13 protein-coding genes are annotated in these 14,635 nt (G+C 44.2%); 9 read left to right on the top strand and 4 right to left on the bottom strand.

Features of this window, described 5'->3' with window-relative positions; translation table 11 throughout:
* The first annotated feature begins 32 nt into the window (after nt 1–32).
* From MKX34_RS31770 to MKX34_RS31745, 6 genes are all read left to right on the top strand, one after another.
* Nucleotides 33–1,415, top strand: a complete 1,383-nt coding sequence (locus MKX34_RS31770) for an SMI1/KNR4 family protein (RefSeq protein ID WP_076296977.1) — start codon at nt 33–35, stop codon at nt 1,413–1,415.
* Between the two features lie 242 nt (nt 1,416–1,657).
* On the top strand, nt 1,658–2,728 hold the full coding sequence (locus tag MKX34_RS31765; RefSeq protein ID WP_256717287.1) for an alcohol dehydrogenase catalytic domain-containing protein: 1,071 nt from the start codon (nt 1,658–1,660) through the stop codon (nt 2,726–2,728).
* Nucleotides 2,729–2,764: 36 nt separating this feature from the next.
* A complete protein-coding gene (locus MKX34_RS31760; protein WP_081383976.1) occupies nt 2,765–4,705 on the top strand; it encodes an alpha-amylase in 1,941 nt (646 codons plus the stop codon).
* Between the two features lie 15 nt (nt 4,706–4,720).
* Nucleotides 4,721–5,857, top strand: coding sequence for an extracellular solute-binding protein (locus tag MKX34_RS31755; RefSeq protein ID WP_038573897.1), 1,137 nt, complete (start codon nt 4,721–4,723; stop codon nt 5,855–5,857).
* 20 nt (nt 5,858–5,877) lie between these two features.
* Nucleotides 5,878–6,537, top strand: a complete 660-nt coding sequence (locus tag MKX34_RS31750) for a dihydrofolate reductase family protein (protein WP_036682374.1) — start codon at nt 5,878–5,880, stop codon at nt 6,535–6,537.
* 75 nt (nt 6,538–6,612) lie between these two features.
* On the top strand, nt 6,613–7,977 hold the full coding sequence (locus MKX34_RS31745; protein ID WP_076132870.1) for an MATE family efflux transporter: 1,365 nt from the start codon (nt 6,613–6,615) through the stop codon (nt 7,975–7,977).
* 508 nt (nt 7,978–8,485) lie between these two features.
* On the opposite strand, the gene MKX34_RS31740 is transcribed toward MKX34_RS31745, so the two are convergent.
* Nucleotides 8,486–9,916 carry a PLP-dependent aminotransferase family protein gene (locus tag MKX34_RS31740; protein ID WP_076296978.1) on the bottom strand — a complete coding sequence of 477 codons (1,431 nt, stop codon included), beginning with the start codon at nt 9,914–9,916 and terminating at the stop codon, nt 8,486–8,488.
* A 153-nt stretch (nt 9,917–10,069) separates the two neighbouring features.
* On the opposite strand from MKX34_RS31740, the gene MKX34_RS31735 reads away from it, so the two are divergent.
* Nucleotides 10,070–10,618: a pyridoxamine 5'-phosphate oxidase family protein gene (locus MKX34_RS31735; protein ID WP_036682364.1), complete on the top strand. Its 549-nt coding sequence runs from the start codon at nt 10,070–10,072 to the stop codon at nt 10,616–10,618.
* Nucleotides 10,619–10,771: 153 nt separating this feature from the next.
* Here the strand turns inward: MKX34_RS31735 and MKX34_RS31730 are convergent, their stop codons facing one another.
* Both MKX34_RS31730 and MKX34_RS31725 read right to left on the bottom strand, forming a co-directional pair.
* Nucleotides 10,772–11,431 (bottom strand): hypothetical protein, encoded by a 660-nt coding sequence (locus tag MKX34_RS31730; RefSeq protein ID WP_076124251.1) that lies wholly within the window; start codon nt 11,429–11,431, stop codon nt 10,772–10,774.
* 135 nt (nt 11,432–11,566) lie between these two features.
* Entirely contained in the window at nt 11,567–12,142 is a 576-nt protein-coding gene (locus MKX34_RS31725; RefSeq protein WP_076105127.1) for a C39 family peptidase, read from the bottom strand.
* Between the two features lie 146 nt (nt 12,143–12,288).
* Here MKX34_RS31725 and MKX34_RS31720 point away from each other — a divergent pair, with 146 nt between their 5' ends.
* Nucleotides 12,289–12,432, top strand: coding sequence for a hypothetical protein (locus MKX34_RS31720; protein ID WP_179086882.1), 144 nt, complete (start codon nt 12,289–12,291; stop codon nt 12,430–12,432).
* Here MKX34_RS31720 and MKX34_RS31715 read toward each other — a convergent pair.
* Nucleotides 12,410–13,882, bottom strand: a complete 1,473-nt coding sequence (locus MKX34_RS31715) for a DHA2 family efflux MFS transporter permease subunit (protein ID WP_076296979.1) — start codon at nt 13,880–13,882, stop codon at nt 12,410–12,412. The two genes, MKX34_RS31720 and MKX34_RS31715, sit on opposite strands and share 23 nt — an antisense overlap.
* Nucleotides 13,883–14,048: 166 nt before the next feature.
* Between MKX34_RS31715 and MKX34_RS31710 the strand changes: the two genes are divergently transcribed.
* A complete protein-coding gene (locus MKX34_RS31710) occupies nt 14,049–14,603 on the top strand; it encodes a TetR-like C-terminal domain-containing protein (protein ID WP_036682356.1) in 555 nt (184 codons plus the stop codon).
* Nucleotides 14,604–14,635: the final 32 nt, after the last annotated feature.

Below are 14,635 nucleotides of genomic sequence, written 5' to 3'. Positions count from 1 at the left end.
GTAACTTAATTATAAGCTTGGGGAGGTAGACTATGGACAAAGAACTAGTGGCACAGCTGACACAGTGGCATGAAGATGATGAACACCAGAAGATTGTAGACACTCTGATGGAGATTCCTCCAGCGGACAGAGATTACGAGGTAGTCAGCAGTCTGGCAAGAGCGTATAACAATCTGGGATGTTATGAAGAAGCCCTTGAACACTTCGCGATGATTGCGGAACAAGGGCAGAATGATTATCTGTGGCATTTTCGTGTGGGATATTCCTACTATTATTTGAATCGATATGAGGAAGCGGTGAGAGTGCTGAGTATTGCCCATGACCTCGATCCGGATGATGAGAACACGGCCATGTTTTTGAAATTCAGCCAGCGCAAGCTTCGCAAAGAACAAGACGCCGCAGCCAGACGGGCAATCAGAGAACAGCATAATGATTCGGGGACGACTGCAGCTCCTTTTGACGGGATGGATCTCTCCGGCTTTTGGGACGATAGTGATTATGCGCTAAAAGAATATGTTTCTTCTCCGCCTACGGATGAGCTGATTGCTTCTGTAGAAGAAGAACTGGGTTACAAGCTTCCTGCCTCTTATATCAGTCTGATGAAGCAGCACAATGGGGGAGTGCCTTATAATACTTGTTTTCCGACCGAGGACGCGACCTCATGGGCTGAGGATCATATTGCGATTACGGGCATTATGGGCATCGGACGCGAGAAAAGCTATTCTATCTGCGGCGATCTCGGCAGCCCGTTCATGATTGAGGAGTGGGGGTATCCCGACATCGGCGTGGTAATTTGTGATTGCCCTTCGGCAGGCCATGATGTCGTGATGCTGGATTACCGCAATTGCGGGAGGAACGGCGAACCCGAGGTAATTCATGTGGATCAGGAAGATAATTATGAGATTACGTTTCTGGCCCAAGACTTCGAGACGTTTATACGCGGCCTGGTGAGTGATGAGGAATACGACACCTCTGAAGAAGATAAAGAGGAGGATTTGCGTAAAGTAGCCGTAGGCCAATTCTCACCTTTGCTTGCGAAGCTGTGCAGCGATGTGTCTGAGGTAGATCAGCTTGAGCAGAAGATCCGTAAAGTCTGTACCCGAATCGTTGAAGAGAAGGGACACTTCTCCTTTCATGCGGATGAGCTTTCTACTCTGATGTACGATGTGCAGTTCTGGCTGTACACAAGCTCTTATCCAAATACGAGCCGTCAACAATATCTGGATGTATATGAGAAAATGATCGCTTTTGGCGGCGAGTTCGGGCAAGGAGGATACGCTCCGGGATGGATCAGCGACTGGCTGGATGGGCGAATACGGGAAGGGCTAATCGTCCAGGAAAACGGGGTGCTTCGCTTCACAGATCAAGCCCGCTCTGAGGTCATTGCACGGCTGGAAGCGGAAGCTGCAAAATAGGAGACGTTGATTCGGGGGCTACTCTCCCGCACGGAGCTCGGTTGATCACAATCGTATTCAAGGGTCATCCCACAAAGGATGGCCCTTAAACTTGCCGTTTCAGACAGTGCACTCCGCATAATAAGCGAAAGAAAATTAAAGCGCTTACTCGTGAAGTATTTATATATAAATGTAATTATTAACATTTTTCGACAACATTCACCTTACTTTTACATGGTAGTTATGATATATTCTGGGCGAATATGGATAACAAAAAAGAAAGGGGAATGAGTATGGAAGCGTTGGTGTGGACATCTAATCATAAGCTGGAGCTTTGCGAATGGGAAGAGCCGCAGATTGCAGCACCGGATGAAGTCAAGATCCGGATTGAGATGACAGGTGTATGTGGAACAGATTTAGCAGTCATAACTGGGAAAGAGGAGGGGGTTCCAGGGGTCATTCGTGGTCATGAGGCAGTAGGGACTGTAATCCAAATCGGCAGCAACGTTGACCGTGTTAAGGTAGGCGACCGCGTAGTTATCGATCCCAATCAAAGCTGTGATGAATGCTATTTTTGCTTGAAGAAACAGCCGCACCTCTGTACGGGCATCGATGGAAATGGGATGCCTATTGCGGGTTTGAATCGAAATGGGACATTCACTTTTTTTTACTCAACTGCACAAACGTTTGCACACCGTCTTCCCGATCATATGAGCTGGGAGACGGGGGTTTTGATTGAGCCGCTTGCCTGTGTACTGCACAATTTCAAAGAAGCCAATGTCACAGCAGACGACAAGGTACTCATTCTTGGATCGGGTCCAATGGGACTGTTAAGCCAAATTGTGAGCAAGTCGAAATCTGCGCTCACGGTAGCGACTGAAGTTAATCCCTATCGGCTAGCTTTTGCCAGAGAGATCTCAGATTTTGCTTTAACCCCTGCCCAATTAAATCAAGCTGCCGTAGACAAAATCTGTGCGGGACATAAGTTTGATGTGATTATCGATACGGTGGGCACTCAACTCGAAATGGCGGAAAAGTGGATTGAACGTGGAGGCCGCATCGTTCCTTTTGGTATTAATGCGAAGTATCGCTACACCTTTTCCCCTACTAAATTCGTGCAGCATGCAATAAAAATTATAGCAGCAGGTGAATACCGCTACATGTTCGAGGAAGCTTTGCGGTTTGCCGCTGAAACTCCTGAAATGGAGAAACTAGTGACTAGAAAAGTTAAGCTCAGTGAGCATGAAGCAGCGATAGACGAGTTGATCGGCTATGAATTGAACTCTTTGAAGGTGGTTGGGAGTGAAACCGTAAAGACGGTTTTTGTTCCCTAAACGTAAGACTACAATCAATGAGAGGTGGCACTGTTGATGAGCAATGATAGCAAATTCAGATTAATTAAAGATTACTTGTCTACACAAAAGGCCAAAGACATAGAGCCAATTTGGATACCCGCAGTGTGGAATGAGTGCCAATATGGGCGTGTTCTCTTAGAAAAAGAGGGTGAAATTTGTGTACACCCGTATGATTTTTTGACAGATCATTTGAATTATGTGGACAGGCTTTCGTGGAGATATCTGCTTAAGGAACGCACAAATCTGGACGATAGCGCGATCTATTCTTCGCTTATTCGCTATTCTACGGCTTGGGATTACAACCATGACGGAAAAATTGAATCGGGTACTTTTTTAAGATTCTTTATTCTTCTGCCTCTGCTAAAGAAAATGGGCATCAATATTCTGTACATGCTTCCAGTTAACCAGTACAGCAAGTTGAATCTGAAGGGGGATATTGGGTCCCCTTACGCAGTGCAATCGTTATTCCATTTGGACGAGAACCTGCACGATAGCCTATTGGATGATATGGAGGAGTTTACGATCCACGATGAGCTCAGCGCTTTGGTAGAGGCTTGTCATTTACTTGATATTAAGACTGTTGTTGACTTCATTCCCCGTGTGACGGCGAAAAACAGTGCGTTCATTACCGAGCATCCTGAATGGGTGTATTGGATCAAAATGGATGAATTAGAAGGCTTTGCGCCGCCCGCAATTCCCCAGCTTGGATTTTTTGAGGAGTGTACGCCGGACAAATTGGAGACGGTCTACCGCAGCCAGGAGACAGCGGTATTTCTGCGGAAGTTCACGCCACCGCCCAATGAACTCCATCCAATCCTTTGGCAGCACTTGAAAGAGAGAGCTGCTAAAACAGGAGATGAGCTATTAACTTTGGTAGAGCAAGAGATGGGGATAACGACTGCTCCAGCGCATTCGGATTGGATAAATGATGTGCAGCCGATTTGGACAGACATTACGTTCTTACGCCTCTACCAGGATTTCTCTCCGCAAGTGAGACATCTTATAAGTCCGGATCAGGCGCCATATGTCCTTTTTGATACGATTAAATGCAATGACTACCCGGGAGAGGAGCCGAATCTGGAGCTGTGGGATGTTCTGGAGGAGGCAGTACGGGTTAATCTCGAAAAATATGGGATTGACGGCTTCCGCATCGACATCGGACACGTGCTTCCTATTCCATTGTTGACTCGTATTTTTGACACGATTAAAGAGATGAATCCAAATGCGATCTTAATCAGCGAAGATTTGTTTAATCGCAACCACAAGAAGGCAGCAAACACCGGCTATAACATTATGCTTGGCAGTGGATGGAACGTCATGACACAAATTACTAAAGAGAATCTCATTTCATTCTTAGAAGAGCTGCCTGAGTTGAATATTCATATATTTGCCTGTGCAGAAACAGCAGATACTCCTCGGATCACCAGCCGTGGCGGTGTAGAGGTTGCTCGGATGATCGCGGTATTTAATCAATTTCTTCCGAACGCAATTCCATACGTGACGACGGGTTATGAAATGAATGAGGAGCAGCCGCTCAACTGTGGTCTTGGAGACAACACGAACGGAAAGGAGATTTCCCGAGCTTTTTTTAACGTTATGCAAATTAATTGGACCAATCCTACACCGATGCTGCCGCTGTTGGCGGAGCTAAGTGAACTCAAGAAAGATTGGCGCCACCTAGTGAAGCCGGAAAACTTTTTCGTGGCTCAATCCCCGGAAGGTATTGTTCTGTACGGGTATATGCAAGGGGATGAAACGCTGCTGTGCTGCTTTAACTTGAGTGCTGATGCTTTCTGCCAAGTTGATTTGAAGGTTGCCGTACCTGGCCGATGCCCAATGACGGTAACACTGGATAGTTCCTTAACGGGTAGCAGCGTAGGTCAGGCGTTCGATTGCTTGCTGCTTGCGCCTAATCAGGCTTTAGTGCTCGTAAACAATCATAGACAATTTAGGTAAGGGAGAGAGGCTGCAATGGAAAAGAACAATAAGGAAGTCGTGGTATGGCATGAGTTTGATGGTCCAGGAGATACCTCGATTGAGGTGCTGGAGGGAATTTGTAAGCTGTATACAGAGCGCTTCGGCGTACAAATTACACCACAAGTGATGAATATTACGGAGCTGACTGCGCGCCTGAACCAAATTAAGGACACCCAGCAAGGTCCGCATCTGGCGATGGTTCCTGCTGACATGTCCTCCTATGTGGAGAACGGTCTTTACTCCGAAGTACCGGGCGGGCTATTTGACGATACGCTGACTGAGGGAGCCCTTTCAACGATGCAAATGAATGGTGTTCAGTATGGTATCCCTGTATTGCGGGGTAATCATCTGGTTGTGTATTACAACCCGTTGATTTACCCTAGTGCGCCGACGACATGGGACGTGTTCGAAGAGGCAGCAGAAAAGTTATCCGCCCAAGGTATCATACCGATTGGAGCAGACTTACAGCAAGGCTATTGGTTTATTCCGTTCCTTACAGCTTTCGGCGGTTGGCCTGTACAGAATGGAAAGCCGAATATCGTCACCTCTGAAATGAAGCAGGCGCTTCAGTTTATTCGCGACAAGATGGATCAAGGCGTGCTCGTTAGTCTCGACGGCTCCACAGGACTGCTTGAGCAGTTCATTGACGGTAAGATCGGCGCCATTATTTGTGGCGAGTGGATTTATAACCATCTAGATAAACATATGAACAATAGGCTTGCGGTTTGCCAGCTTCCGAGCATCGAAGGGCGGCAATCATTATCCATGTCTTCTTCTATTGGCCTGATCTACCCTAATCATTCATTAACGTCCGAGGAGCGGGAAGATATTTTATCATTCACGCGCTTTATGCTGAGTGACGAATGCCAAACTATGTGGACGCTGGGTGTACAGCGGATTCCGGCTCAGGAAGAGGTGCTGAACCATCTAGCTGCCTCTGCTGCGCCTAACAGAAAGATGATTTTATCGCTTTTGGATCACTCACGGCCGATGCCGACTTATCCCTTCATGATCCATGTATGGGAGGCGTTAAATGCGGGTCTTATCGAGCTGCCCTTGAGCAATCCTGAACAAGCATTGAACAAAATAGAACAGACTATTCAAGCCTCTTGGGGCGCATTTAAAAGCTAATTAGAGATGGGGAGAGCCAAATGAAAACAACGATATTCAGCCAAATTTCTATTGATGGAAAGCTCACTATGGGCGCTGGTAATTCGAGTAAAGAGCTTTTTTCTTTATTTTCCAGTGAGGATATGGAATTTATTCATCTATTCCGGGGGAAGGTGCAGGGAATTATGGTCGGCAAAAATACAATTTTGACGGACAATCCCTTTCTTACTAATCGGTATGAGGAAAATAAAAATCCAATTCGTATCATTCCGACAACTACCTTGGATATTCCGCTAGATTGCAATGTACTCTCGGACCAAGGGAAGACGATTATTGTCACGACCGAGAAAGGAAGGGATGAAGAAAAAATCAAACAGATCCGGCAAAGAGGAAAGGAGTGCCTTATCTGCGGCGAGGATAAAGTAGATTTTGTGGAGCTTGAACGTCAGTTGGAGGAGAACTATGGGATTACCAGTCTGATGGTCGAAGGCGGCGGATTCTTAAACTGGCATATTTTCAATCAGGATATCGTCGATGAGATTATTCTAATGCAGCTTCCAATCATCATAGGCGGCTCCACAAACATTACTTTAGTGGATGGAGACGGGTATCAGCAATTGAACTTTGCGAAAAAGTTCAAGGTTGTAGAAATTCAACCAAAAGATAACTACACGCTCATGCGCTACAAAAAGGTGATCTAACCTCAAACTAAGTCATAGACTGCGAATGGCTATAAGTTCTGGAAAAATCGAGAATATGGGGGTTGTGAACGATACATGTCAGAGAAAGAAGATTTCTACAAAAGTGTGTATAAAATCGCTGTGCCCGTTACGCTTCAAAGCTTGCTGATGGCATTGCTTAATTTGACGGATCAATTGATGGTTGGGCAGCTGGGAGATGTGGCAATTGCCTCGGTGGGGATGTCGACCAAAATATACGGGATCATCGCGGTTGTCTTGGCCGGTTTATCGACGGGTGTATCCATATATGCAGCCCAGTTTTGGGGAAATAAAGATTCCAAAAGTGTCTCTCAAGTACTGGGTCTCGGACTGATCACCGGCTTTGCGTTCTCGTTCCTGTTCTCTGCGGCTGTCTTTATCGATTCGCCGCTCTTTCTGAGCCTATTCACTACAGACGTGAATGTAATAGATGAGGGGTATATCTTTCTCCAGATAATGTCGATCGGTTTTGTGCCTGTCATGCTCACGATGATGTATTCCGCGATTTTACGCAGTACTGGCCATGCCAAGTGGCCGATGTATGTAAGTCTAATTGCAGTTGGCTTGAATATTATACTGAATTACGTACTTATTTACGGTCATTTCGGTGCTCCTGCGCTTGGCCTGAAGGGCGCTGCCATTGCTACTCTTATTTCTAGAGTCTTTGAATGCTTGTTGATCATTGGTGCCGTGTACCGGTATCGTTTACCGGGAGCTGTCGGGTTAAAGAACTTATTCATCGTTCCTAAACCGCTCATCCGCAAGTTTTTTGGAACGACCTATCCGCTGCTGTTGACTGAATTGATCTGGGTATTGGGTGAAACAGCATATGCGGTCATTTATAGCCGTATGGGGACGATGGAAATGACTGCGATGACCATTACTTTCCCACTTCAGGGTCTTTGCATTGGTTTATTATCGGGGCTGGCTAGTGCAGCAGGGGTAATGGTTGGCAACCGTTTGGGTGCGAATGAATCCGATATCGCACTCGATCATGCGAAACGGTTCATTCGTCTAGGCATCATTATCTCTCTGATCGTCGGGGTTATCATTGCGGCAGGCTCGAAGCTGTATGTCTCAGCGTTCAATATCTCCGAGGATGCTAAACAAATGAGCATGTATATCGTTATCGTGTTTGCTGGATTTCTTTGGGTCAAAGTATCCAATATGATTATAGCCGGCGGTATTCTAAACAGCGGAGGAGACAGCAAGTTCGTATTCGGCATGGAGTCTACCGCAACTTGGCTGATAGGTGTCCCATCCGGGCTGTTGCTGTCATACATTTGGAAGCAACCTGTCTACCTTGTGTATCTCGTCATCTCGCTGGAGGAGGTTGTCCGCTTTGGCTTCGGCTACGCCCGGATTTACTCCCGTAAGTGGATGAGAAATTTAGTTAGCGATCTGGCTGAAAAAGCTATGTAACATAGGACCTGATTGAATCGCTCAAGACTCCCATGTATTCCCGATAAGGGGATGCATCGGGAGTTTTTTTAGCTACCGATATGATTTTCATAAAGAAAAAGGGTGAAAAAGGGCCAGCCCACAAAAGATGGTCCTAAAACTTGCGATTACGGACAGCGCGGTGAGCCATATCATAAGTAGGGCGAGAAATCTTGGTGTGCAAAATTGGAGGGTATTTTAAGGAGAGCCGTCTATTTCTATTTTACTTAGGTTGCTTACGTCTTCTGAGATAGGACCGGATCACAAATACCGCTTATAATAAAAATAAAGCTATGGTTAACAACGGCATTTTGTTAATGGGAAGCCCTCCTGAAAAATATTTGCTGAAGCCATGAAGTCCCCATCTCCAGGTTCTATCATAGTTTAAATTTACCATATATTAACTTTTGTTTGAAGTTTCAATGGTTTCATAAATCTAAAATAGTCTATGGACTGTTCAACAAATTGTGTGAGTGCTGCGGAGGTGATTTTATAGGATCAACTCCGCAAGACGATGAATGCCTTGCTCAATCGCTGCCTCATCTACTTTTGCAAACCCTAATACCCATCCTTTTCTTTTGCTATTCAAACAATAGGGCCCAAGAGGGTACACACGTATTCCATGTTGTAGGGCTAACCTTGTCACAGCTTCTTCGTCGAATGTTTCCTCAGCTTCTAATAACATATGTAATCCAGTTTCTACTCCACTGAGCGTGAAGCGCTCCCCTAAACCGCTAGCCATAATAGCTTTTGCCATGACCTCGTGTCTTCGCCGGTACACATTTCTGACTCTTCGCATATGGCGCATAAAATGACCATTTTTAATGAAGTGGGTTAGTGTTAGCTGATCCATAATCGGAAGATGACGGTAAGTCAGCTCCTGCACCTTCGCTAGCTGAGCAATCGCCTCGACTGATCCAACAATAGCCGAAATACGAATGCCTGGTGCAATCATTTTAGAGAAACTCATGAGGTACAAAGTATTATTAGATGCCTGACTAAACAGCGTTGGCAGCGGCTCCCCGCGATATCGAAATTCACTATCATAATCGTCTTCAATGATCCAAAATCGTTCTTGAACGGCCTTATGCAGCAATTGTTGCCGGCGGGGCTCCGACATAACGACCCCTACTGCGCACTGGTGGGAAGGGGTGGCAAAGACCAGCTTGGATTGCGGGTGAATATGCTCAACCACTAGACCATACTCATCAACGGGAACGGGTACCACATTCATACGGCGGTATCTCATTGCCATCCAAGCAGCTGGGAAACCTGGATCCTCTACTGAGACAGTGTCCCCATCAGCTAAAAGTGACTGTGCGATTAAGTCAATACTATGCTGAGCTCCTGAGGTCAACAGAATCTGATTGGTTTGGACATGTATGCCCCGTTCAAGTGATAAATAACGCTGTATTTGCTCACGTAATGGTGTGTACCCGTAGCAGTTACCGTAAGCCCAGCTTGATAAATCCATTTCAGCGGATGCCTGGAGCAGCGATTGCCGCCAGTTTTTTTGAAATTGTTCATCCAAATAGGGTTCATGGGGACTGAAATCAATATCCACTTCTAGCTGTTCTTTACCTCTGAACCAGTCATGTAATTGATCAACAGCTGAGTCTAGCAAGGAGAGTGACGGAGGTGTGGGGCCCTCTGTTTCTATTTCCTTCGTGGACATAGTGACTTGCTTCCACGTACTAACTCGCGTCCCTCCCCGGCGGGAGGTAACTGTATAACCTCGACTTAACAATTCCTCATAGACGATCTGTATAGTTGAGCGGGAGACACCTACGATGTGCGCAAGTTCGCGGGTAGGAATCAGTAATTCTCCTGGTGCCCAGACTCCGCTAGTAATATTATGAATCGCTTGATCAAGCAATTGCTGCCAGATTGGTCTCTTATCATTGCGAATTACTTTCATCATCGTACATACCTCCAAATAGAAACTCCAATCATAAAAAACGAATTATGGATTGCTCTAAACAGCGAATTTTGGATATTTTAATACAATCCATTCATTGATATACTACCGTAACAACGCTGGTATCCGCAATTTAAATAAAAGGAGAGATTCGATATGAATTCGGTTCGTTACAAGACCAGGGAATGCTTAGATCAAGAGAAGATTGAAAGGTTCCTTCACCAAACGAGATTAGGTTATCTGGGGTTGGTTGATGGGAACCTCCCTTATGTTGTGCCACTTAATTATGTATGGACTGAAGGGAAACTGTATATTCACGGGGCTGGAGATGGAAGACGTAATCAGGTCATGCGTGATAATCCGGAGGTATGTTTTACGGTATGTGAGGAATACGGAACTATTACAGACCCGGTACCAGCCAAAACGGATACAGCTTATATGAGCGTAATGATTTTTGGACAAGCAGAACCGATTTCAGATTTGGATGAAGCCACACACGTACTTCAGGAATTGATCAATAAATACGTACCGGGTTATTATAATCGCCCCTTGTCCAAGCAGCATGTGGAAAAGTATAGATCGGCTGTATTTGGCGGTCCGGTTCAAGTTTATCGGGTAATTCCGTATCATATCACGGCAAAAGAAAGTCCTATTGAAGCAGAAAAAATGTATAAAAGGGGCATGGGTACTGGACGAGATGTTTAGCCGCAAGATACCATTACAAATGGTGTTATGCTAACGAGGTCTTTGGCAGCCTTTATGTCCTAATCATATGGGGAGAGGGAGGCTTTTTAGAGGTACTATCTATCAAAGTAGGCCGCAATCCAATGAAGGAGGGCGGCCTACTTATTTTTACATTTATTTAGGTTGTTTACGTCTTCTGAGATAGGCCCAGAACACAAATACCGCTACTAGAGCAATAATGGCGCTAATGGTGATAGACCTTGTTAGATGATTATTATCGTCCGCATAATATGCGGAAGCAATGGTTCCCGACCCATCCTGCTCGTCATCGGAAGAATCGTTCTGCATCGTTTGTAACACATCAATTAAATGCCCGGGTGCTTGAGGCTCCGAAATATTGCTTAGTCCTTTTGTTTCTGCTGATGAGGCTTGTTGTGGGGCGATGATTAGTTCCTGATTGTCTTTCTTGAAGGCAGCTATATATTCGTCCCGCTCACGGATAAGTGTAGGCTCACTCACTTCACCCTCAGCTTCTAGTGAATGAATAGCATAGGCCAAAGTATTAGGATTTCCTCCAAACTCAGTAACTTGATAGGACCCGTTTGAATCCTTTTGAATGATCATTTTAGATTTGGGTATTCCGCCCGATAAAATAAGAAACTCCCAGTTGTCTTGGGGTGTGACCGTTTCAATCAGACTATCGGAAGCCGCCCTAAGCTTAGCACCATCAATAAAATGAATCTGCATTCCTTGACCTACGGTAATTTCACTAATCTCTGCTTCATTGTTGTAACCATACCCTTCAGGATCTTTAGATAGCCCTTCTTTAATCAATGTTAATCCTTCTGTATTTGCAAAAGAAACAACATCTTCAGTTACGGTCTGAGCCCATACAGGTGAGAAAAAAGTCAGAAATAAAACGAATGAAGTTACAGTTAACAGCAGCGTTTTCTTAATGGGAAGCCCTCCTTAAATATATTTGTTGAAGCCATGAAGTCCCCATCTCCAGGTTCTATCGTAGCTGGAGCCACCTTTAATGTTGGTGTATAACATGGAGGTTTTTGTGCCCCCACTCGGGTTCATGTGTTGAATCCAATCATTTCCACTATATGTGTCGTACCCATAGATAACTACTGCGTGCCCGCCACCGGTAGCACTATTCCATTTCCAGCTTACATATATAGGACTGCCAACATTATCAATCTGGTTTTTTACATCGCTGTAAGATAGTGCTCCTGTATGATTCCAACTGGAGACACCATAATCATGAATGCCTTCTTGAACAGTTCCATAAGATTCACTCTCGTCTGTTGTACAGCCGGAGGTTCCCTTCACATGATCATAAAAAGAACATTGGCTTACAGAGATTCCGTAATATTGAAGTATGGTAACGCTAGTCGCAGCCCAGCACCAATTATTCTTAGCTTGTGTAGCTGTAGGGTAGCCAATTAAATTAGTCGCATATGCTTGGGAAACAAAAGAAAAAAGAAAGACTGAAACAAAGGTTCCAACAAGCATCAATCTCTTTTTTAAAGATAGTTTCATGAATGGAATCAGCTCCTTATTATGGATTAATATTCCTTTTAATAACGCTATTAAAATACCATATATTAACTTATGTGTAAAGTTTAAATATTTTTTCGTTTTTATAATAGATTCTACACATTTGATATGGAGAGGGGGATACTGATATGGATAAGGAAATATTGATGCTCGTAGGAATACGTGCTCCAATGATCCAAAGCAAGCCATTCATAACAAAAGCCACTCCGCTAAGGAATGGCTTTTCTTCATTTACTCTGCAATTACTAGTTACAACTGAGGTTCCTTGCTAACTAGGTTTGCTTTCTTTTCAATCATGAGCTTGTTTTTCGTGGGCATAAATAATGTTATAACAAATGCGGCAACGGATAAAATCATCATGAAGTAGTAGGCGTCACTTGCCCCAAGAATCGATGTAAGGGATTTAAAGATCTCAGGAGTAGCGGAGGGATTATTCTGCATCAGTGTAGTTGCATGACTGGTTGCCTGCACTGTATAAATTGTAATTACGACAGCAGTGCCAATGGCCCCGGCAATTTGGCGAACGGTATTATTCACAGCTGTACCATGAGTGCCAAGTTGTTTGGGCAACGCATTTAGTCCGGCTGTATTGAGTGGCATAGTAATGAAGCTTAATCCAATTCGCAGGCCTATGGTACGAATCATTAGATAAGTATACGTGGTCGATTCAGATAAATCTGTTACCGCCCACATAGATGGAATAATAAACAATAGGCCAATGATGAACAGCGGTTTCGCACCGAAACGGTCGTATAATTTACCGGTGACGGGTGACATGAACGCATTTACGAGTGCGCCCGGCAACAATAGTAGTCCTGCATCAAATGCTGTAAACCCGCGACCATTCTGCAGATAAATAGGCAATAAAATCATATCTGCGTACATCATCATCGTGATTAATACGTTAATAAGAGATGTCATCGTAAACACTTTATTTTTGAAGACCGACAGGTTTAGCAGTGGATCATCAGATTTGACTTGTCGAAGACAGAATACGGCTGTTACCACGACCCCAATCCCTAAGGTCAGGATCACGATTACATCATCCCAGCCTTTACTTCCTGCACTACTGAAGCCGTATAAAATTAAGCCGAATCCGACGGTTGATAAAAGAACACTTACCACATCAAGCTTCGACTTAGACGTCTCAGATACATTCACTAAATACTTGAACGCCAACGTTATAACAATGAGGACAAGTGGAATAAGCCCGATAAATAACCAGCGCCAAGAGTGGTATTCGACAACAAAACCCGCGAGCGTTGGCCCAATAGCAGGAGCGAATATCATCGCCAGCCCAAGCAGTCCCATAGCGCTGCCACGTTTTTCAACGGGGAAGATCGCGAGCACAACACTCATCATGAGCGGCATTATAATCCCTGCACCGGCAGCTTGGATCATCCGTCCGATTAAGAGTAGACTAAAGCTCGGCGCTGCTGCACAAATTATAGAACCGATTAATAAAAATGACATGGCACTTATAAATAATTGCCGTGTTGTAAAACGTTTCATTAAATAGGCCGTAATCGGAATCAAAATCCCGTTGATCAGCATAAATCCTGTTGAAATCCATTGTACGGTTGTTGCTGTGACATCAAAAACATCCATCAAACTACTTAAGGCGACATTTAAAAGCGTCTGATTGAGTGTGGATAAGAAACAACCAAAGATTAAGATGGTTAATAAGATCCCTTTATTTATGTTCTTAGTGTCTTCTTGCATGTTGCAGTCCTCTCTTCATTGCTTTTTCGACATAGTGTCAATAAAATAAATCATATCAGGATTTAAAAAGTATTCCTATTTGCAATTTTATTGAAAATGTCGACTAATCGACAGAATAGGCAAATTAGTTGATGAAAGGCCATTTAAACGATAATAGAGGGATGAAATGACTGAACATAAAAGAGTTGACCCACGAGCCATTCGCTCAAAAAAGATGTTGAAAAACGCTGTTTTTTCATTATTGTCCGACAATGTGGAGATTTCGCAATTGACCGTCCAAAAAATCGCCAACCGCGCGGAACTAAATCGCGCAACGTTTTATTTGCATTATGAGGATATTAACGATTTATTGCGCCAGATCGTACATGAAATCTTCGATGACCTATCCATGAAGGTTGAACCGCTATTACAAATGAAGAGCAACAACGAACAGGAGCAGCTGATCACCTTTTTAAATTATTTTTTTGAATACCGGAAAGTTTTTGCTGTATTGATTGAGCATAAAGGCTTCAAAAACCACTTGACCAACCTGTTAAAAAATACTGTCGAAAAACGAAGAAACGCGAGGAACATTGACTCTACTAAGGAGGTAGTCTCCGTTGATATTATTGCAGCCTCACTACTGGGGATTATTATGTGGTGGATTAAGGATGGCAACCAATATAGCGCTGAATACATAGCGGGGCAAATTACCTTGATGTATAAAAGAAGATATTTATAAGGGCTTTTATGATATATTCAAGTAAAGTTTGA

Origin of the sequence: Paenibacillus sp. FSL R5-0636 (genome assembly GCF_037974255.1) — a bacterium.
GTDB classification, from domain to species: Bacteria; Bacillota; Bacilli; order Paenibacillales; family Paenibacillaceae; genus Paenibacillus_AQ; species Paenibacillus_AQ odorifer.
The sequence above is the reverse complement of the archived record's forward strand: the minus strand, read 5'-3'. Positions and strand labels throughout refer to the sequence as shown.

What these genes read in the sequence shown, in the direction of transcription:
- MKX34_RS31720 (WP_179086882.1), top strand. Translation starts at nt 12,289, where the DNA reads ATGGATAAGGAAATATTGATGCTCGTAGGAATACGTGCTCCAATGATC.
- MKX34_RS31735 (WP_036682364.1), top strand. Translation starts at nt 10,070, where the DNA reads ATGAATTCGGTTCGTTACAAGACCAGGGAATGCTTAGATCAAGAGAAG.
- MKX34_RS31725 (WP_076105127.1), bottom strand. Translation starts at nt 12,142, where the DNA reads ATGAAACTATCTTTAAAAAAGAGATTGATGCTTGTTGGAACCTTTGTT.
- MKX34_RS31745 (WP_076132870.1), top strand. Translation starts at nt 6,613, where the DNA reads ATGTCAGAGAAAGAAGATTTCTACAAAAGTGTGTATAAAATCGCTGTG.
- MKX34_RS31750 (WP_036682374.1), top strand. Translation starts at nt 5,878, where the DNA reads ATGAAAACAACGATATTCAGCCAAATTTCTATTGATGGAAAGCTCACT.
- MKX34_RS31715 (WP_076296979.1), bottom strand. Translation starts at nt 13,882, where the DNA reads ATGCAAGAAGACACTAAGAACATAAATAAAGGGATCTTATTAACCATC.
- MKX34_RS31765 (WP_256717287.1), top strand. Translation starts at nt 1,658, where the DNA reads ATGGATAACAAAAAAGAAAGGGGAATGAGTATGGAAGCGTTGGTGTGG.
- MKX34_RS31760 (WP_081383976.1), top strand. Translation starts at nt 2,765, where the DNA reads ATGAGCAATGATAGCAAATTCAGATTAATTAAAGATTACTTGTCTACA.
- MKX34_RS31755 (WP_038573897.1), top strand. Translation starts at nt 4,721, where the DNA reads ATGGAAAAGAACAATAAGGAAGTCGTGGTATGGCATGAGTTTGATGGT.
- MKX34_RS31770 (WP_076296977.1), top strand. Translation starts at nt 33, where the DNA reads ATGGACAAAGAACTAGTGGCACAGCTGACACAGTGGCATGAAGATGAT.
- MKX34_RS31740 (WP_076296978.1), bottom strand. Translation starts at nt 9,916, where the DNA reads ATGATGAAAGTAATTCGCAATGATAAGAGACCAATCTGGCAGCAATTG.
- MKX34_RS31710 (WP_036682356.1), top strand. Translation starts at nt 14,049, where the DNA reads ATGACTGAACATAAAAGAGTTGACCCACGAGCCATTCGCTCAAAAAAG.